The sequence below is a fragment of the Pseudomonas sp. CP-1 genome, assembly GCF_021213715.1.
Lineage (GTDB): Bacteria > Pseudomonadota > Gammaproteobacteria > Pseudomonadales > Pseudomonadaceae > Pseudomonas > Pseudomonas aeruginosa.
In genome coordinates, this window is record NZ_JAJQKY010000003.1 from 304,343 (window position 1) to 321,283 (window position 16,941).

At 68.4% G+C, this 16,941-nt stretch carries 14 protein-coding genes and 1 riboswitch; of the genes, 2 read left to right on the forward strand and 12 right to left on the reverse strand.

The genetic code is table 11. The features are described from left to right. Position 1 precedes the first annotated feature (1 nt). The 7 genes from LT948_RS08365 to LT948_RS08395 form a co-directional block, all read right to left on the reverse strand. Positions 2-526: a retropepsin-like aspartic protease family protein gene (locus tag LT948_RS08365; protein ID WP_003135604.1), complete on the reverse strand. Its 525-nt coding sequence runs from the start codon at positions 524-526 to the stop codon at positions 2-4. Beyond that, positions 523-1,536 carry an esterase-like activity of phytase family protein gene (locus LT948_RS08370; RefSeq protein ID WP_003095689.1) on the reverse strand — a complete coding sequence of 338 codons (1,014 nt, stop codon included), beginning with the start codon at positions 1,534-1,536 and terminating at the stop codon, positions 523-525. Before LT948_RS08370 ends, LT948_RS08365 begins: the two co-directional genes overlap by 4 nt. Next, entirely contained in the window at positions 1,536-3,425 is a 1,890-nt protein-coding gene (parE, locus tag LT948_RS08375) for a DNA topoisomerase IV subunit B (protein WP_003095690.1), read from the reverse strand. The genes LT948_RS08370 and parE overlap by 1 nt, the downstream gene beginning before the upstream one ends. 11 nt (positions 3,426-3,436) lie before the next feature. Then, entirely contained in the window at positions 3,437-4,057 is a 621-nt protein-coding gene (locus LT948_RS08380; RefSeq protein WP_003095691.1) for a YqiA/YcfP family alpha/beta fold hydrolase, read from the reverse strand. Positions 4,058-4,189: 132 nt separating this feature from the next. Then, positions 4,190-5,008 (reverse strand): 3',5'-cyclic-AMP phosphodiesterase, encoded by an 819-nt coding sequence (gene cpdA, locus LT948_RS08385; protein WP_003135609.1) that lies wholly within the window; start codon positions 5,006-5,008, stop codon positions 4,190-4,192. 153 nt (positions 5,009-5,161) lie between these two features. Continuing rightward, the gene (locus tag LT948_RS08390; RefSeq protein ID WP_003135611.1) at positions 5,162-5,620 is read right to left on the reverse strand and encodes a DUF1249 domain-containing protein; all 459 of its coding nucleotides are present in this window, start codon (positions 5,618-5,620) and stop codon (positions 5,162-5,164) included. Further along, positions 5,611-6,228 (reverse strand): NUDIX domain-containing protein, encoded by a 618-nt coding sequence (locus LT948_RS08395; RefSeq protein WP_003095694.1) that lies wholly within the window; start codon positions 6,226-6,228, stop codon positions 5,611-5,613. Before LT948_RS08395 ends, LT948_RS08390 begins: the two co-directional genes overlap by 10 nt. Positions 6,229-6,470: 242 nt before the next feature. Here LT948_RS08395 and LT948_RS08400 point away from each other — a divergent pair, with 242 nt between their 5' ends. After that, positions 6,471-7,217 (forward strand): RsiV family protein, encoded by a 747-nt coding sequence (locus tag LT948_RS08400; RefSeq protein WP_003135613.1) that lies wholly within the window; start codon positions 6,471-6,473, stop codon positions 7,215-7,217. A 53-nt stretch (positions 7,218-7,270) separates the two neighbouring features. On the opposite strand, the gene thiC is transcribed toward LT948_RS08400, so the two are convergent. Next, positions 7,271-9,154 carry a phosphomethylpyrimidine synthase ThiC gene (gene thiC / locus LT948_RS08405; RefSeq protein WP_003095696.1) on the reverse strand — a complete coding sequence of 628 codons (1,884 nt, stop codon included), beginning with the start codon at positions 9,152-9,154 and terminating at the stop codon, positions 7,271-7,273. An 89-nt stretch (positions 9,155-9,243) separates the two neighbouring features. After that, positions 9,244-9,380: riboswitch (TPP riboswitch) on the reverse strand. A 229-nt stretch (positions 9,381-9,609) separates the two neighbouring features. Here thiC and opmH point away from each other — a divergent pair. After that, complete coding sequence (opmH, locus tag LT948_RS08410; protein ID WP_003095699.1) at positions 9,610-11,058, forward strand: efflux transporter outer membrane subunit OpmH; 1,449 nt, start codon at positions 9,610-9,612, stop codon at positions 11,056-11,058. Positions 11,059-11,123: 65 nt separating this feature from the next. Here opmH and LT948_RS08415 read toward each other — a convergent pair whose 3' ends face one another. From LT948_RS08415 to LT948_RS08430, 4 genes are read right to left on the reverse strand one after another with little or no spacing between them, the layout of a single operon-like run. Further along, positions 11,124-11,828, reverse strand: a complete 705-nt coding sequence (locus LT948_RS08415; protein WP_003102071.1) for an NAD(P)H-dependent oxidoreductase — start codon at positions 11,826-11,828, stop codon at positions 11,124-11,126. Positions 11,829-11,878: 50 nt separating this feature from the next. Beyond that, the gene (gene aruH / locus LT948_RS08420) at positions 11,879-13,060 is read right to left on the reverse strand and encodes an arginine--pyruvate transaminase AruH (RefSeq protein ID WP_003095704.1); all 1,182 of its coding nucleotides are present in this window, start codon (positions 13,058-13,060) and stop codon (positions 11,879-11,881) included. 22 nt (positions 13,061-13,082) lie between these two features. Continuing rightward, positions 13,083-14,762: a 5-guanidino-2-oxopentanoate decarboxylase gene (locus LT948_RS08425; protein WP_073656117.1), complete on the reverse strand. Its 1,680-nt coding sequence runs from the start codon at positions 14,760-14,762 to the stop codon at positions 13,083-13,085. Positions 14,763-14,804: 42 nt separating this feature from the next. Beyond that, positions 14,805-16,895, reverse strand: a complete 2,091-nt coding sequence (locus LT948_RS08430; protein ID WP_003095707.1) for an acetate--CoA ligase family protein — start codon at positions 16,893-16,895, stop codon at positions 14,805-14,807. Positions 16,896-16,941: the final 46 nt, after the last annotated feature.

Below are 16,941 nucleotides of genomic sequence, written 5' to 3' on the forward strand. Positions count from 1 at the left end.
CTCACGGAGAAGTGTTTTGGCGCAGCACCAGGGTGCCGTCGCGCTGGGTGAATTCGAGTTGTTTCAGGGCGCTCATGCCGAGTAGCACCTCATCGCCGTCCATGCCCGGCGCAATCAGCGCCGCGACCCCGGACAGGCGGATATCGCCGAGTTGCAGCTGGTCCAGCCGCGTGCGCCAGCCCGTGGCGCGGCCGTTGGCCGTGCTCAGGGTGATCGGCGCGCCGCGCTCCAGCGCGAGTCTTGCCGCCAGGGCTTCCGGCACCGCCACCTGGGTCGCCCCGGTATCGAGCAGGAAGGTCACGCCCTGGCCGTTGATCTGCCCGTTCAGCAGGTAATGGCCCTGCCGGCTGCTGGCCAGGCGCAACTCGACGTAGCCGTCGCCATGGATCGATTGCGGCGTCTGGTTCGGGTTGCGCTGTCGATCTTCCCAGACGCCGAAATAGCGCGTCGCCAGCGCCAGCCCGGCGATCCAGGCCAGCACCAGCATGATCCGTCCCAGCCGCTGACCGGGCGCCTGTTGCGTCACTTGTCCCCCAACCAGCCGCCGGCGGGCGCGGCGAAGCGCAGGACGAAGGGCCGCACGTCGCCATCGGCGCGCGCATGGTCGCCATTGTCGATGCCCAGCCAGGCGCCCTTGTCGTCCAGCGACAGGGCTTCCGCGACGCCATAAGGCAGCTCGTAGCGACGCTCCGGCGCCAGGACCGCCGAGGCGAACGACCAGCAGCGTTCGACCTTGGCCTGGGCCAGGTCGCGGCGGCAGATCTGATGCGCCAGGCGCTCCAGGGTGAACAGCTTGCCGCGGTAGAAGGCGAGGTCGGAGAAATCCTTCGGCAGCTTGCGCGCGCTGCCCAGTTCCGGCGGCGGCTCGATCTTGCCGCCCTCGGCGAGCAGTACGCAGCTGCCCTCGCAGCGCCAGGCACTGTTGTCGCGGTGGGCCACCAGCAGGCCGCGGCGCTCGCGCTCGGCAGCCAGCCAGAGGCGCTTGCCCTCGGGGTCGACGGCGATCCCTTCGAAGAGCGCGTTGAAATTCATCAGCATGCCGCTGGCCCGCGCTTGCGGCAGCAGGCCGGGCGGCAGGCGCAGCCAGTTCGGCGCGCCGCTCACCGGCAGTTGCAGGACCGCCGCGTGCGCCTCGCTGACCAGGTAGCGATTGCCGGCGGCATCGCAGGCGATGCCTTCGAAGTCGAGGTTGCCGCCGCGCACCAGGCCACTGAGCCAGACCCGCGTGCTCATGCCCCAGGGCAACCCGCTGTCCGGCGGGGTCGGAGCGATGAAACTCTCGGCCTCGGCCTGCCAGGGCTGGTCGGAGCCTTCGGCCGAGGGTTGCAGGCGATACAGGCGGTCGTCGTCGCGGTCGGAAACCGTCCACAGCGCGCCGCCACACCAGGCCAGCCCGGAGAGGTTGCCGCCGCGCATGCCCTCCACCGCATGTTCGGAGATGAAGCTCAAGGCTGCCGGAACCGGTGGCTCTGGCGGCGCCTCGGCCGCCTGGACCAGGCCCCCGAACAGGCCGAGGATGGCCAGCAGGCGGCGCATCAGACCAGCACCTCGGCCAGGTTGCCCTTGCTCTCCAGCCAGGACTTGCGGTCACCGGCGCGCTTCTTGGCCAGCAGCATGTCCATGATCTCCAGGGTACCGGTGGCGTCCTCCAGGGTGAGCTGGACCAGCCGCCGGGTATTCGGATCCATGGTGGTCTCGCGCAGTTGCAACGGATTCATTTCGCCAAGGCCCTTGAAGCGGGTGACCTGCGGCTTGCCGCGCTTCTTCTCGGCGGCCAGGCGCTCGAGGATGCCGTCGCGCTCGGCTTCGTCGAGGGCGTAGTAGATTTCCTTGCCGAGGTCGATGCGGTACAGCGGCGGCATCGCCACGTAGACGTGGCCGGCTTCCACCAGCGGGCGGAAATGGCGGACGAACAGCGCGCAGAGCAGCGTGGCGATGTGCAGCCCGTCGGAGTCGGCATCCGCGAGGATACAGATCTTGCCGTAGCGCAGCTGAGCCAGGTCGCTGGCGCCCGGATCGACGCCGATGGCTACCGCGATGTCGTGGACCTCCTGGCTGGCGAGCACCTCGCCGCCGTCCACTTCCCAGGTGTTCAGGATCTTTCCGCGCAGCGGCATGATCGCCTGGAATTCCTTGTCCCGCGCCTGCTTCGCCGAGCCGCCGGCGGAGTCGCCCTCGACCAGGAACAGTTCCGCGCGCATCGGTTCCTGTCCGGCGCAGTCGGCCAGTTTGCCGGGCAGCGCCGGCCCCTGGGTGATCTTCTTGCGCTCGACCTTCTTGCCCGCCTTGAGACGACGCCCGGCATTGCTGATCGCCAGTTCCGCCAACTGCAGGCCGATCTCGGCGTGCTCGTTGAGCCACAGGCTGAAGGCGTCCTTCACCACGCCCGAGACGAACGCCGCCGCCTCGCGGGACGACAGGCGCTCCTTGGTCTGCCCGGAGAACTGCGGCTCCTGCATCTTCATCGAGAGGACGAAGGCGATCCGCTCCCAGACGTCCTCGGGCGCCAGCTTGACGCCGCGCGGCAACAGGTTGCGGAACTCGCAGAATTCGCGCATGGCGTCGAGCAGGCCCTGGCGCAGGCCGTTCACATGGGTGCCGCCCTGGGCCGTGGGAATCAGGTTGACGTAGCTTTCCTGCACCGACTCACCGCCCTCGGGCAGCCACAGCAGGGCCCAGCTCACCGCTTCCTTGGAACCTTCGAGGTTGCCGCAGAAGGGTTCGTCGGGCAGGCGCGGCAGCTCGGCGACCGCGTCGGTCAGGTAGGAGCGCAGGCCGTCCTCGAAGTGCCACTCGACGCGCTCGCCGGTGTTCTTGTCCTCGAACACCACGCTCAGGCCCGGGCACAGCACCGCCTTGGCCTTGAGCACATGCTTGAGGCGGCTGACCGAGAACTTCGCCGAATCGAAATACTTCGGATCCGGCCAGAAATGCACGCTGGTACCGGTATTGCGCTTGCCGACCGTGCCGATGACTTCCAGGTCGCTGTCCTTGAAGCCGTCGGCGAAGGTCATCCGGTACTCGTTGGCGTCGCGCTTGACGCGTACCTCGACCCGGGTCGAGAGCGCGTTCACCACCGAGATGCCGACCCCGTGCAAGCCGCCGGAGAACTGGTAGTTCTTGTTCGAGAACTTGCCGCCGGCATGCAGCTTGGTAAGGATCAGCTCGACGCCCGGCACGCCCTCTTCCGGGTGGATGTCCACCGGCATGCCGCGGCCGTCGTCGATGACTTCCAGCGAGTTGTCCTGGTGCAGGATCACCTGCACGCTCTTCGCGTGGCCGGCCAGGGCTTCGTCGACGCTGTTGTCGATGACTTCCTGGGCCAGGTGGTTGGGGCGGGTGGTGTCGGTGTACATCCCCGGGCGCTTGCGCACCGGGTCGAGGCCGGAAAGGACTTCGATGGCGTCTGCGTTGTAAGTAGCCATGGGGTCTCTATTCAGTCAAAAGTCGAAAAATCGGTGTCGCGCCACAGCGCCGACGGGTAGCCGGCGAACGCCAGCAGCGCCGGCAGGTGCCGGGCGAAGCCCTGGAAGCCGTGGTCGCCGCCGGCCTGGATGCGTAGCGCGCAGGCTCGGTAGAAGGACTGCGCGGCGCGATAGTCGAGGGTTTCGTCGGCGGTCTGCAGCCATACCTGGTAGCGCTCGGGACGTTGCAGGCGCGTGACTTCCAGTTCGGCCAGCGCCGCCACGTGGTCCTCGGTGAGTTCCCAGGTCTCGCCGCTGTAGTGGTTGGTCTGCGCGCCCAGGTAGCCGTCGAAGGAGCGATGCGGGGCGACCGCCGGATTGACCAGGATCGCCGCCAGGCCATGGCGCTCCGCCAAATGGGTCGCATAGTAGCCACCCAGGGAGCTGCCGACCAGCACCGGTCGCCCGAGCTCGGCAATGGCCCGCTCCAACTGGGCGATGGCCTGCCGTGGGTGATGGTGCAGGGCCGGGACGCGCAGGCCTTCGGCCAGGCCCAAGTGGCCGAAAGCCGCCTGCAGCTGGCGCGCCTTGTGCGATTCGGGCGAACTGTTGAAGCCGTGGATATACAGCAGGGATGGGCTGGTCGCAGTCATCGGGAACGGGCTAATGGGCTTCAACTCGGTAGGGAAAGCCGAACGGTACCAGCTTCCAGGCTTCATCTTCCAGCCTGCGCGCCGATCGGCAACGACGCACGCGGCCGCGGCATCCCGCGACCGGGGGGCATGTCAGTATCCGGCGGTGTCGTAGTCCACTTCGAAGACGACGTCGTCGACCCGCGAGATCCCCGTCTCCAGGCGCCCGTCGTCGTGCAGGCGCAACCAGCGGTAGCCCGGCGCCAGGCGGTCGAGGGTGAAGTCGCTGCTGCCGGGGGCGAACTGTACGCAGGTGGACGGCGAGGCCAGCAGGCGCAGCGGGCCGCGCTGGCGGTCGAACTCCTGGTGAATGTGCCCCCACAGCAGGCAGCGCACCTGCGGATAGGGCGCCAGCAGGTCGAACAGCGCCTGCGGGTTGCGCAGGCCGATGGGGTCCATCCAGTCGCTGCCGATCGGCACCGGGTGGTGATGGAAGGAAACCAGCAGGAAGCGTTCGCCGGCGCTGTCGATGGCGCGCCGCAGCAGGTCGAGCTGGTCGTCCTCGAGATAGCCCGGCACCGCTCCGGGAATGCTCGAGTCGAGCAACACCACGCGCCAGTTGCCGACGTCGACGACCTGCTCCAGCAGGTCGCTGCCCTCGGACGCCCGCTGCATCGGCTCGCGTTCGTCGTGGTTACCGGCGAACCAGCGCAACGGCGCGGCCAGCGGCGCGCTCAACCTGCGGAAGCGTGTGTAGGAATCCAGGCTGCCGTCCTGGGAGACGTCGCCGGTGGCGAGGATCAGGTCGATCCGCGGTTGCTCCCGGGCGACCCGCTCGACCACCTTTTCCAGGCTATGGGCGGTATCCATGCCGAGCAGGCGCGCGCCGTCCTCGGCGAACAGGTGGCTGTCCGAAAGCTGCACCAGCAGTACGGAGGCGTCGGTGGCGGGAGTGTTCGAATGGCGTGACAAGGGGCCGTCTCCTGAAGGCGAGGCGTCCGCGGTGAATGGGGTGATTATGGTGACCGACGAAAGTGGCGGCAAACCCGGAAAGCGGAACAGATCACAGTTGCGAGGACTACTTTTGGCTTGATGCCATTCAACTGGCCTTTTGCCTGCAACCGCTCAGCGCTGGGCCACCGGCACCATATCGTGGCCGCAGGCCAGGCAGTGGGCGAGCCACTCGCCGAGGAACAGGTTGAGCTGGTTCTTCTCGTCGGGCTGGTGCATCGCCTGGTTCGGGTAGGGATAGATCGCCATCAGCCGCCGCGCCTGTTCGGCGCCGATCACCTCGGCCATCCGTGCATCGTGGTAGACCCGCACTTCCAGCCGCGGCGCCGGCAACCAGGGCAGGCCCAGTTCCTGGCGCACCTGCAGGGTGGTGGTGTACGGGCAGGCCTCGGTCACTTCCAGCGCCAGGACGCCGAGCAGCCGCTCCCCTTCGCTCAGCGCGACCCGGCGCGAGGCCTGCGTCTCGCGCATGTCCGGGAGCAGGCGCATGAGCCGCGCGTAGTTCGCTTCGCAGGTCGCCTGTAGGCTGGCCAGGTCGACCCGGTAGCGCTCGCGCAGCAGGTTCAGGCCCATAGCCCACGCACCTCGGCCCGGTTCAGGGCCAGCCACTGCAGGGCGATGATGCTCGCCGCGTTGTTGATCCGCCCGTCGCGCACGGCCTGCAGCGCATCTTCCAACGGCCAGACGTGGACGCGGATGTCCTCGCCCTCCTCCGGCAAGCCATGCACGCCGCCGACGCCTTCGCTGTCGCAACGGCCGACGAACAGGTGCACCACCTCGTCGGTGCCGCCCGGCGACGGCAGGTACTGGGTTATCGGCCAGAGCGCACCGAGGGTCAGCCCAGCCTCCTCCATCGCCTCGCGATGGGCCACTTCCTCCGGTTGCTCGTCCTTGTCGATCAGGCCGGCGACCAGCTCCAGCAGCCAGGGGTTGGCGAGCTTCTGCATCGCCCCGACGCGGAATTGCTCGATGAGCACCACGCAATCGCGCTGCGGGTCGTAGGGCAGCACGCAGACCGCGTCATGGCGGACGAACAGTTCCCGACTGATTTCCCGGCCCATGCTGCCGTCGAACTGGCGATGCCGCAGGCGCAGGCGATCGAGACGATAGAAGCCGCGGAAGCATTCCTCGCGCTGCACGAGCTCGACGTCACCGGGGGCGGGTTTGAAGGTTTCGGACATCCTCGACTCACTTCACTCGGGTATGTGGGTTTCGCGCCATCCTATCGCGGCCCGGCGCAGGGCGCAGCCACTTTCAGGACGGCTCGGGAAAACTTCGTGGCACTCGCCGCGCGGGCGTGTTTCCCGGCCACGGCTAAGCCATACTTGGGGTTTGCGCGGGCCGAACTCAAGCGCGGCGCCAGGGTCGAAACGGACTGGTCGACGCTTCGAGCCCGCCCATCCACCGCCGCAAAAGGAATCCCATGCGCCTTCTGAAATTCGCCGCCCTCGGCAGCCTGGTCGTTCTGCTGAGCGCCTGCCAGAGCTTCTTCAAGCCCGGCCTCGACGACCCGCTGCCCACCGAGCGCCTCGCCAGCGAGCACCTGAAGCCCGGCTGCCAGGGCGAACAGTGCCCCTTGGTAAACATCGACACCCTGAAGTTCCCCGACGAACCGCAGCTGGACCCGATCGTCGAGCGCGCCCTGCTGGAAATGACCCGGGAAAACAACGAAACGCCCCTGCCGGCATCGCTGGCGGCCTACGAGCGGCAGTTCCTGGACAGCGCCGAGCCGGGCTGGAGCAGCTACCTGCAAGCCAAGGTGCGCGAACAACATGACGGTCTGGTGATCATCGAGCTTTCCAGCTACCTGTTCACCGGCGGCGCCCACGGCATGCCCGGTCGCGGCTTCATCAACTACGACCGCAGGCAGCACAAGGTGCTGAGCCTGCAGGACATGCTGGTTCCCGGCCAGGAAGAAACCTTCTGGAAACAGGCCGAACTGGCGCACAAGGCCTGGCTGCTGGCCAACAAGCTCGACCAGGACGCCGATTTCCAGAAGACCTGGCCGTTCCAGCGCACCCCGCACGTGGCATTGACCTTCGGCGCGGTGACGCTGAAGTACGACGCCTACTCCATCGCGCCGTATTCCTATGCCCACCCCGAACTGAAGATCCCGTATCCGCGCCTGAACGGCATCGTCAAGCCGAACCTGTTCCCCGGCCGCGGCTGACGCTTCCGACACCCCGAATCCCCTCGCCGCGGCGAGGGGCCCGGTGGCGCGACCTACACCTGCCTGTAGATCACCGATCCTTCGTCCTTGAAGCGCGCCGCCTGCTCCTGGAAGCCGGCCTCGATGGCCTTGCTCTCGTCGGACAGGCCGTTCTCCTTGGCGTAGTCGCGGACTTCCTGGGTGATCTTCATCGAGCAGAACTTCGGTCCGCACATGGAGCAGAAGTGCGCGACCTTGGCCGAGTCCTTCGGCAGGGTCTCGTCATGGAACGCCCGCGCGGTATCCGGGTCCAGGCCAAGGTTGAACTGGTCCTCCCAACGGAACTCGAAGCGCGCCTTGGACAGCGCGTTGTCGCGGATCTGCGCGCCCGGGTGGCCCTTGGCGAGGTCGGCGGCATGGGCGGCGATCTTGTAGGTGATGATCCCGGTCTTCACGTCATCCTTGTTCGGCAGCCCCAGGTGCTCCTTGGGCGTGACGTAGCAGAGCATGGCGCAGCCGAACCAGCCGATCATCGCCGCGCCGATGCCGGAGGTGATGTGGTCGTAGCCGGGGGCGATGTCGGTGGTCAGCGGGCCGAGGGTGTAGAACGGCGCCTCGTCGCAGCACTCCAGCTGCTTGTCCATGTTTTCCTTGATCAATTGCATCGGCACGTGGCCGGGGCCTTCGATCATCACCTGCACGTCGTGCTTCCAGGCGATCTTGGTCAGCTCGCCGAGGGTTTCCAGCTCGCCGAACTGGGCGGCGTCGTTGGCGTCGGCCACCGAACCCGGACGCAGGCCATCGCCCAGCGAGAAGCTGACGTCGTAGGCCTTCATGATTTCGCAGATCTCTTCGAAATGCGTGTAGAGGAAGTTCTCCTGGTGGTGCGCCAGGCACCACTTGGCCATGATCGAGCCGCCGCGGGAAACGATGCCGGTGACCCGCTTGGCGGTCAGCGGCACATAGCGCAGCAGCACGCCGGCGTGGATGGTGAAGTAGTCGACGCCCTGCTCGGCCTGTTCGATCAGGGTATCGCGGAAGATTTCCCAGGTCAGGTCCTCGGCGACGCCGTTGACCTTCTCCAGCGCCTGGTAGATCGGTACGGTGCCGATCGGTACCGGGCTGTTGCGCAGGATCCACTCGCGGGTTTCATGGATGTGCTTGCCGGTGGACAGGTCCATCACCGTGTCGGCGCCCCAGCGGATGCCCCAGGTGAGCTTCTCCACTTCTTCCTCGATCGACGAGCCCAGCGCGCTGTTGCCGATGTTGCCGTTGATCTTCACCAGGAAATTGCGGCCGATGATCATCGGCTCAAGCTCGGTGTGGTTGATGTTCGCCGGAATGATCGCGCGGCCGCGGGCGACTTCCTCGCGGACGAACTCGGGGGTGATTTCCTTCGGGATGTTGGCGCCGAAGCTGTGCCCCGGGTGCTGCTGGTCGAGCAGGCCGGCGGCCCGGGCTTCCTGCAGCTTCATGTTCTCGCGGATGGCGATGTATTCCATCTCCGGGGTGATGATGCCTTTCTTCGCGTAGTGCATCTGCGAGACGTTGGCGCCCGGCTTGGCCCGGCGCGGCGTGCGCACGTGGGCGAAGCGCAGGGCGTCGAGGCTGGCGTCGGCCAGGCGGGCCTGGCCGAACTCGGAGGTCAGGCCTGGGAGGATCTCGGTGTCGCCGCGCTCGTCGATCCAGCGCGAACGCACGTCAGGCAGGCCCTTGCGCAGATCGATGCGGACCTCGGGGTCGGTATACGGGCCGGAGGTGTCGTAGACGAACACCGGCGGGTTCTTTTCGCCGCCGAAGGCGGTGGGGGTGTCGGCGAGGGAGATTTCCCGCACCGGGACGCGGATGTCCGGGCGCGAGCCGGTCAGGTAGACCTTGCGCGAGTTCGGGAAAGGCTGCGTCGACTGGCGGTCGAGCTGCTCAAGGCGGGTGATGTTGTTCTTCTGCGTTGCGCTCATCGATGGCTCTCCTGGGTGATTGTCGGGAGAACCTGGCACGCGGGGCCACCGGGACTGGTGGCGAGAAGGACGCGCCGGCAAGGCAGGCATGGCGCGGACATCTTGTTCCCTACGCGGGTTGCTGCGGTCCGCGCGAGGCGGAACCGGACGCTAGCCCGATCAGGTTCAACGGGATCCGGAACTATCCGATCTCAGCCCCTCGTATAGGGCACCCCGACAAGAACCCCGGCAGTCTAATCAACACCGGCGGGATACGCCAACGGGAAAACGCCCCGCCCGACCGGCAGTCATGGTCCAGTCCGGCGCCCTCTCGCCAGGGAAGACGCAGATCCCCGCACGTTCGCCGGCACATCGATCCGGACTGGCTCTTCGATCAGTTGCCGCGCAGGTGCCTTGACCGCCACCGGTAGCGACCTTAGCCTTGCCCCACCTCGCATCTTTTCCAGGACGAACGAATGCTGCGCAGACTCTCCCTGGCGGCCGCCGTGGCCGCTGCTACCGGTGTCGCCTGGGCCGCCCAGCCGACCCCGCTGCCGACCAAGACCGACCTGATCAGCGTCTACAAGGAAGCCGTCGACAACAACGCCGACCTCGCCGCCGCCCAGGCCGACTACCTGGCGCGCAAGGAAGTGGTGCCCCAGGCCCGCGCCGGCCTGCTGCCGCAACTCGGCGCCGGCGCCCGCGTCGGAGACACCCGGATCGCATTCGACGAGCGTCCGGCGACCGTCAAGCGCAACAGCCAGGTCGTCCAGGCCACCCTCAGCCAGCCGTTGTTCCGCGCCGACCGCTGGTTCCAGTGGCAGGCCGCCAAGGAAACCAGCGACCAGGCCCGGCTGGAATTCTCCGCGACCCAGCAGGACCTGATCCTGCGCAGCGCCGAGACCTACTTCACGGTGCTCCGCGCCCAGGACAACCTAGCCACCAGCAAGGCCGAGGAAGCCGCCTTCAAGCGCCAGCTGGACCAGGCAAACGAGCGCTTCGACGTGGGCCTTTCCGACAAGACCGACGTGCTCGAGGCCCAGGCCAGCTACGACACAGCCCGCGCCAACCGGCTGATCGCCGAACAGCGCGTGGACGATGCCTTCCAGGCCCTGGTGACCCTGACCAACCGCGATTACAGCGCCATCGAGGGCATGCGCCACACCCTGCCAGTGGTGCCGCCGGCGCCGAACGACGCCAAGGCCTGGGTCGACACCGCGGTGCAGCAGAACCTGCGCCTGCTGGCCAGCAACTACGCGGTCAACGCCGCCGAGGAAACCCTCCGCCAGCGCAAGGCCGGGCACCTGCCGACCCTCGATGCCGTGGCCCAGTACCAGAAGGGCGACAACGACGCCCTCGGCTTCGCCAACAGCGCCGCCAATCCGCTGGTGCACTATGGCAAGTATGTCGATGAGCGCAGCATTGGCCTGGAACTGAACATCCCGATCTACAGCGGCGGCCTGACCTCCTCCCAGGTCCGCGAGTCCTACCAGCGCCTCAACCAGAGCGAGCAGTCCCGCGAAGGCCAGCGCCGCCAGGTGGTGCAGGACACCCGCAACCTGCACCGCGCGGTGAATACCGACGTCGAGCAGGTCCAGGCGCGGCGCCAGGCGATCATCTCCAACCAGAGTTCGCTGGAAGCCACCGAGATCGGCTACCAGGTCGGCACCCGCAACATCGTCGACGTGCTCAACGCCCAGCGCCAGCTGTACGCCGCCGTGCGCGACTACAACAACAGCCGCTACGACTACATCCTCGATACCCTGCGCCTGAAGCAGGCGGCCGGCACCCTCAGCCCGGCCGACCTGGAGGCGCTCAGCGCCTACCTGAAGCAGGATTACGATCCGGACAAGGACTTCCTCCCGCCGGACCTGGCCAAGGCCGCCGCCGAGCAGTTACAGAGCAAGCCGCGCCAGCAGTACTAGCACGAGCCAAGACGCCCCCGGTCGGGGGCGTCTTCGCTTGACTGGCCTGGCGCGCGTCGCCCGGGTCAGCGCGCCAGCGGCTGGAGCAGCGCGTCGAACTGCTCCAGCCGCGGGAACCGCAGGGGTACATCCTGCTCGAGATTTTCCAGCCGCGCCCGGTAGGCGCGCAGGAAGTTGCCGCGCGCTTCCTCGCTGATGTATGGCACGTGCCAGGCGACAAAGGGCTCCAGCACCTGCATGCCGACATAGGCCAGGGTGCCGCGCAGGATCGGCCGCAGCATGTCCTCCAGCGGTCCGTGGATGGCACCCTCGCCGAACATGTGCTGGCGCCCGCCCAGGGTCAGGCTGACCAGCGCCTTCTTGCCGGCCAGGCCACCCTGGTCGTAGAAGCGCTTGCCGCCATAGCAGACCCCGGACACCAGTACCCGGTCGAACCACCCCTTGAGGATCGCCGGCACCGAGAACCAGTAGATCGGAAAGTTGAGGATCAGCAGGTCGGCCCACAGCAGCTTGTCCAGCTCGGCCTGGATGTCGGCGGCCAGGCTCTGGCGCTTGACGCTCTCGCGCTGCTCCAGGGCGTAGACCAGGTAGTCGGGATCGGCGCGCTCGGCGAAGTCGGCGGCACTGGCCACCGGATTCCAGTTCATCGCGTAGAGATCCGAGACCTGCACCGCGTGGCCCTGGCCTGCCAGGGTCTCGCATGCCTGGTCACAGAGCGCGCGGGTGAAGGATTGCGGTTCGTTGTGGGCGTGGACGATCAGTACGTTCATCGTGGTTTCCGAATCGTGGTGACCGGCCGCATCGCTCGCGGCCGAGGGGTTCAGGCCTGGCCGAGCAACTCGGCGGCGCACAGCGCGATGCGCCGACAGGCTTCGCGCAGCGGTTCGGCGCCCAACACCAGGCCGAGGCGGATGTGACCGGCGGCGCTCGGGCCGAAGGCTTCGCCGGCGAGCACCGATACGCCATGGCGGTCCAGCAGGCGGTCGGCGAAGGCCTGGGCGGAAAGTCCGGTGGGACGGATGTCGACCATCACGAACATGCCGCCGTCCGGGCGCAGTGGACGCAGGCCGGGGCTGTCGGCCAGGCACTCGATTACCAGGTCGCGGCGGCGGCGGTAGGCCTCGCGCATCGCCTCCAACTCCGGCAGCGGCGCCTCCAGCGCGGTGCAGGCGGCATCCTGGATGAATTCCGGCGAGCCATAGAGCATGCACAGGGCGAGGTTCTCCAGGTGCGCGCAGAGTGCTGCGGGACCGACCACCCAGCCGACCCGCCAGCCGGTCATGGCGTGGGATTTCGACAGGCTGTTGAGGGTCGCGGTACGTTCGGCCATCCCCGGCAGGCTGGCCGGGCTGACTTGCTCGCCGTCGAACAGCAGTTCGCTGTAGACCTCGTCGGAGATCATCCACAGGTCATGGGCCGTGCACAGCTCGGCCAGGGCTTCCCAGGTGGCCCGCGGCAGGCTGGCGCCGGACGGGTTGTGCGGGCTGTTCAGCGCCATCGCGCGCGTGCGCGGGGTGATCAGTGCGGCGACCTCCTCGGCCTGCACGCGGAAGCCATTCTCGGAGCGCACCGGCACCGGCACCACCCGCGCGCCACAGGCGCCGAACACCGCTTCGTAGGTGACGTACATCGGCTCGGCGACTATCACCTCGTCGCCCGGATTCAGCAGGCACTGCACCACCGCGTACAGCGCGCACTGGGCGCCGGCCAGCACCACCACCTGCTCCGCGTCCACCGCCTGGCCGCTGCGCTGCCGGTGGCGTTCGGCGATGCGCTGGCGCAGGGCGCGCTTGCCGCGCACGTCGGCGTAGTGGGTGTTGCCGGCCAGCAGGCTGTCGATGGCCGACTGGACGATGGGCGCCGGGGTATCGAAGTCGGGGTCGCCGACCGACAGCAGGAGGATTTCCTCGCCCTGCTCGACCCGTGCCAGCGCGCGATAGTGGATGTCCCAGGCAGCGGCGCCGTCGCCGGCGATACGTTGGGTGAAGTCGGAATAGCGCATGGATGCTCTCCTTGTCCGGCGGTCAGCGCGCGCAGGCGTGCCGCAGTTCGATCAGGGTCACGCCGGGCTGCCCGAAGCCGGCGCGCAGGTCGCGCTCCAGTTCGTCCAGGTCCTGCGGCTGGCGCACCGCGCAACCGTAGGCGCGGCCCAGCAGGGCGAAGTCGGGGTTGCGCGGCAGCACGCCGACCGGCTCGATGTCCAGGCCGAGCATGTCGTCGCGGATCTGGCCGAGCGCGTCGTTGTTCCACAGTAGCACCACCAGCGGACTGTCCAGTTCCTCGCTGGCGGTGGCCAGTTCCTGCGCGGTGTAGAGGAAGCCGCCATCGCCGACCAGCACCAGGCCCGGGCGCTGCGGGGCGCCGAGCTTGGCGCCGATGCCGGCCGGCAGGCCGTAGCCGAGGGTGCCGTAGCCGGTGGGATGCAGCCAGCTGCGCGGCGCTCGGCTGGCGAACGCGTAGTTGCCGGTATAGGCCAGCTGGGTCATGTCGGTGCTGACGAACGCATCGGCCGGCAGCGCAGCGGCGATCCGGTCGAGGATCGCCTGGTGCAGCGCCTGCAGCGGCGCGTGTGCCGCGCGGATCTCCGCGCGCAGGCGCGCCACCCTCGCGGCGGCCGGCGCGGCGTCGCGGGCCTCCTGCGGCAGGCGCGCCAGCAGCGCTTCCAGGGTCTGCCGGGCATCGCCCCTGAGCGCTACGGCAGAGGGATAGAAGTCGTTGAACTTGCGCGGGTCGATATCGACGCGGATCAGTTCGCCGGACAGCGGCAGGCGTTCGCGCCAGAAGTCGGTGTCGGCCATCTCGGTGCCCACCGCCAGCACCAGGTCGGCCTCGGCGATCATCTCCCAGCCCGGCGCTACGCACAGGCTGGCCCCGGCGTTGAGCGGCGCGTCCGGCGGCAGCAGACCCTTGCCGGCGACGCTGGTGAACAGCGGCGCGGCCAGGCGCTCGCTCAGCGCGGCAAGCGCCTCGCCGGCCGCCAGCGCGCCGCCGCCGGCGATGAGCATTGGTCGCCGGGCCGCAGCCAGGCGCTCCGCCGCCGCCCGCAATGCCTCGCTGCACGGCACACCACGACCAGGGCGGCGCGCCACGGCAGCGCTCCAGTCATGGGCCACCGGCGCGGCGAGCACGTCGAGCGGGATCGAGATATGCACCGGGCGCGGACGCTCGCTGTCGAACACCGCGTAGGCCCGGGCGATCAGTTCGGGCAGCTGTTCCGGGCTCAAGGCCAAGGCGGAGAAGGCAGTGATCGGCGCGGTCATGGCACGCTGGTCCTGGGTCTCGTGCAGGCAGCCCCAGCCCTTGCCCAGGCTGGCGCTGTGGTTGACGCTGGAAATCACCAGCAGCGGTACCGAGTCGGCGTAGGCCTGGCCGATGGCGGTGGCGACGTTGGTCACGCCCGGCCCGGTGATGACGAAGCACACTCCCGGCTTGCCGCTGACCCGCGCATAACCGTCGGCCATGAAGCCGGCGCCCTGCTCGTGGCGGGTCAGCACGTGGCGGATGCCGCTGCCCGGAAGTCCGCGGTACAGCTCGAGGGTGTGCACGCCGGGGATACCGAAAACGGTATCCACGCCGTAGTTGGCCAGCAAGCGGACCAGGGCCTGGCCGGCGGTGAGGGTCTTCTGTGGTTGCATGGGCAATATCCTCGTCCAGTTCGGCGACCATCGGAGTCGCCGCTCGCGCCGCAGCGCTCTTGCTCCCATTCCCACAAGCGGAAGGGGGAGCCGTCGTGTCCGCCCGGGCCTTCAGCCATTGGCCAGCCGGATCAACGCATCCACCGCCAGCGCTCCCTCGGCATCCGCCAGCAATGGGTTGACGTCCAGCTCCAGCAAGCGCTCGGCATGTTCGCAGGCGAATTCGGCGACCGCGCGGATCGCCGCCACCAGGGCCTCCATGGATACCGCCGGGCGACCGCGGAAGCCGCTGAGCAACGGCGCGCTGCGCAGGCTCAGCAGGGCATCGCGGATCGCCGCGTCGGTGGTCGGCAGGAGCAGGCTGCGACTGTCGCGCAGCAGCTCCACGAGTATCCCGCCGGCACCGATCACCAATGCCAGGCCGAAGCCCTCCTCGCGCTTGACCCCGACGATCAGCTCGGCCAGCGGCGCGCCTGCCATGCGCTCCAGCAACACACGCTCGAAGACCAGTTGCGGCGCGTGCCGGGCCAGGCTTTCGCGCATGTCGAACAATGCCGCCTCCAGCGCCGCCTCGTTGCGCAGGCCGAGCGCCACGCCGCCGGCCTCGGTCTTGTGCGGCAGCGCGGCGCTGACCGCCTTGAGCACCAGCGGGAAGCCGAGGTCGAGGGCCGCTTCGCGGGCCTGCCCGGGGGTGCTCAGCACCCCCGGGGGCAGTGGCAGGCCGAAGGATTTCAGCGCCTGCTTGGATTGCCACTCGTCGAGCAGGTAGCCGTCGCCCGCCAGCGGCCCTGGGCAGATCGGCACCAACGCCGCCTCGCCGCGCTCCAGCAGCGCCGCGCGGCGCTGGCGGTAGCGGGCGATCCGTCCCCAGGCGGCGAGACCATCCTCGACGCCTTGCAGCGCGGCGACGCCCTCGCCGTGCAACAGCTCGCGGGCCCGGGCCGGCAGCAGTTCCGGGAACGCCGAGGCGATGAAGCCGACTTTGCCGTGGCGCTTCAGCGCGGCGCAGTAGCGTTGCAGAAGCAGGTCGCACTGCGGCCGCTCGCCGGTTTCCTCGCCCGGATAGTCGAGCACCAGCAGGGCGGCGTCGGCAGGGCTGCGCAAAGCGCTGTCGAGCATTTCCTCCAGGGCCGCGGCATCGCCCCAGATGGCGGTGGTGAAGTCCAGCGGATTGGCGATGTTGGCGTAGTCGGGCAGTACCCCGGCCAGTTCGTCGCGCTGTCCGGCGTCGAAAGACGGCAACCCCAGGCCGTTGCGCTCGGCGTAGTCAGCGATCAACCCGGCGTCGCCGCCGGAACAGGCCAGCGCGACCAGGCTCGGCCCGCCAGGCAGGTGGCCGCAGGCGGCGGCCTTGAGGGTTTCGACGAAGCTCACCGGGCCGCTCACACGGATTACCCCGAGGCGCTCGAACAGGCTGTCGTAGAGCGCGTCGGAACCGGCCAGGGAACTGGTGTGGCTGAGCGCGAGGGCCGCGCCTATCTTCGACACTCCGGTCTTCAGGGCGATCACCGGCACGCCTTTCTGCAACGCCTTGTAGGCCGCGCGGGCGAACCCCGGGACGTTCTTCAGACCTTCCAGATGCAGGCCGATGGCAGTCACCCGCGGCTCGTCGAGCAGCACGTCCATCAGCTCGGCGATGCCCAGCTGCGCCTGGTTGCCCACCGATGCCATATAGGCCACCGGCAGCGAACGGTCGCTCATCGACAGGTTGTAGGCGAAGTTGCCGCTCTGCGTCAGCACCGCGACGCCCCGCTCCACCTGCCGACCGCCATGTGCCACCGGCCATAGCGCGGCGCCGTGCAGGTAGTCGAGCAAGCCGTAGCAGTTCGGGCCAAGCAGCGCCATTTCGCCGGCGGCGGCCAGCAGCCGGCGTTGCACGGCCAGGCCCTGTTCGCCGGTTTCGGCGAAGCCGGAGGCATAGCAGATCGCCCCGCCGGCGCCTTTGGCGGCGAGCGCGGCGACCGCGTCGAGGGTCAGTTCGCGGTTGGTGGCGACGAACGCCGCGTCCGGGCCGCACGGCAGGTCGGCGACGCTGGCCACGCAGGGTACGCCTTCGAGTTCGGCGTGCTGCGGATTGACCAGCCACAACTGGCCGGCGAAACCGCCTTCGGCACAGCGTTTCAGGGCACGCGCCATGCCACGGCCGCCAATGAAGGCGAGATGCCTGGGTGCCAGCAGACGCTTGAGGTTTTCACGATTCATGTCGGTTCTCGATTCGGAACATGGCAGCCTTCCCCTCTCCCCTGGA

Bases quoted from the DNA above. Each gene is read 5' to 3' on its own strand.
- LT948_RS08395 (WP_003095694.1), bottom strand. From the start codon at position 6,228: ATGTCCGAAACCTTCAAACCCGCCCCCGGTGACGTCGAGCTCGTGCAG.
- LT948_RS08415 (WP_003102071.1), bottom strand. From the start codon at position 11,828: ATGAACGTACTGATCGTCCACGCCCACAACGAACCGCAATCCTTCACC.
- LT948_RS08380 (WP_003095691.1), bottom strand. From the start codon at position 4,057: ATGACTGCGACCAGCCCATCCCTGCTGTATATCCACGGCTTCAACAGT.
- LT948_RS08390 (WP_003135611.1), bottom strand. From the start codon at position 5,620: ATGGGCCTGAACCTGCTGCGCGAGCGCTACCGGGTCGACCTGGCCAGC.
- thiC (WP_003095696.1), bottom strand. From the start codon at position 9,154: ATGAGCGCAACGCAGAAGAACAACATCACCCGCCTTGAGCAGCTCGAC.
- aruH (WP_003095704.1), bottom strand. From the start codon at position 13,060: ATGCGCTATTCCGACTTCACCCAACGTATCGCCGGCGACGGCGCCGCT.
- parE (WP_003095690.1), bottom strand. From the start codon at position 3,425: ATGGCTACTTACAACGCAGACGCCATCGAAGTCCTTTCCGGCCTCGAC.
- LT948_RS08430 (WP_003095707.1), bottom strand. From the start codon at position 16,895: ATGAATCGTGAAAACCTCAAGCGTCTGCTGGCACCCAGGCATCTCGCC.
- LT948_RS08370 (WP_003095689.1), bottom strand. From the start codon at position 1,536: ATGCGCCGCCTGCTGGCCATCCTCGGCCTGTTCGGGGGCCTGGTCCAG.
- LT948_RS08425 (WP_073656117.1), bottom strand. From the start codon at position 14,762: ATGGGAGCAAGAGCGCTGCGGCGCGAGCGGCGACTCCGATGGTCGCCG.
- LT948_RS08400 (WP_003135613.1), top strand. From the start codon at position 6,471: ATGCGCCTTCTGAAATTCGCCGCCCTCGGCAGCCTGGTCGTTCTGCTG.
- opmH (WP_003095699.1), top strand. From the start codon at position 9,610: ATGCTGCGCAGACTCTCCCTGGCGGCCGCCGTGGCCGCTGCTACCGGT.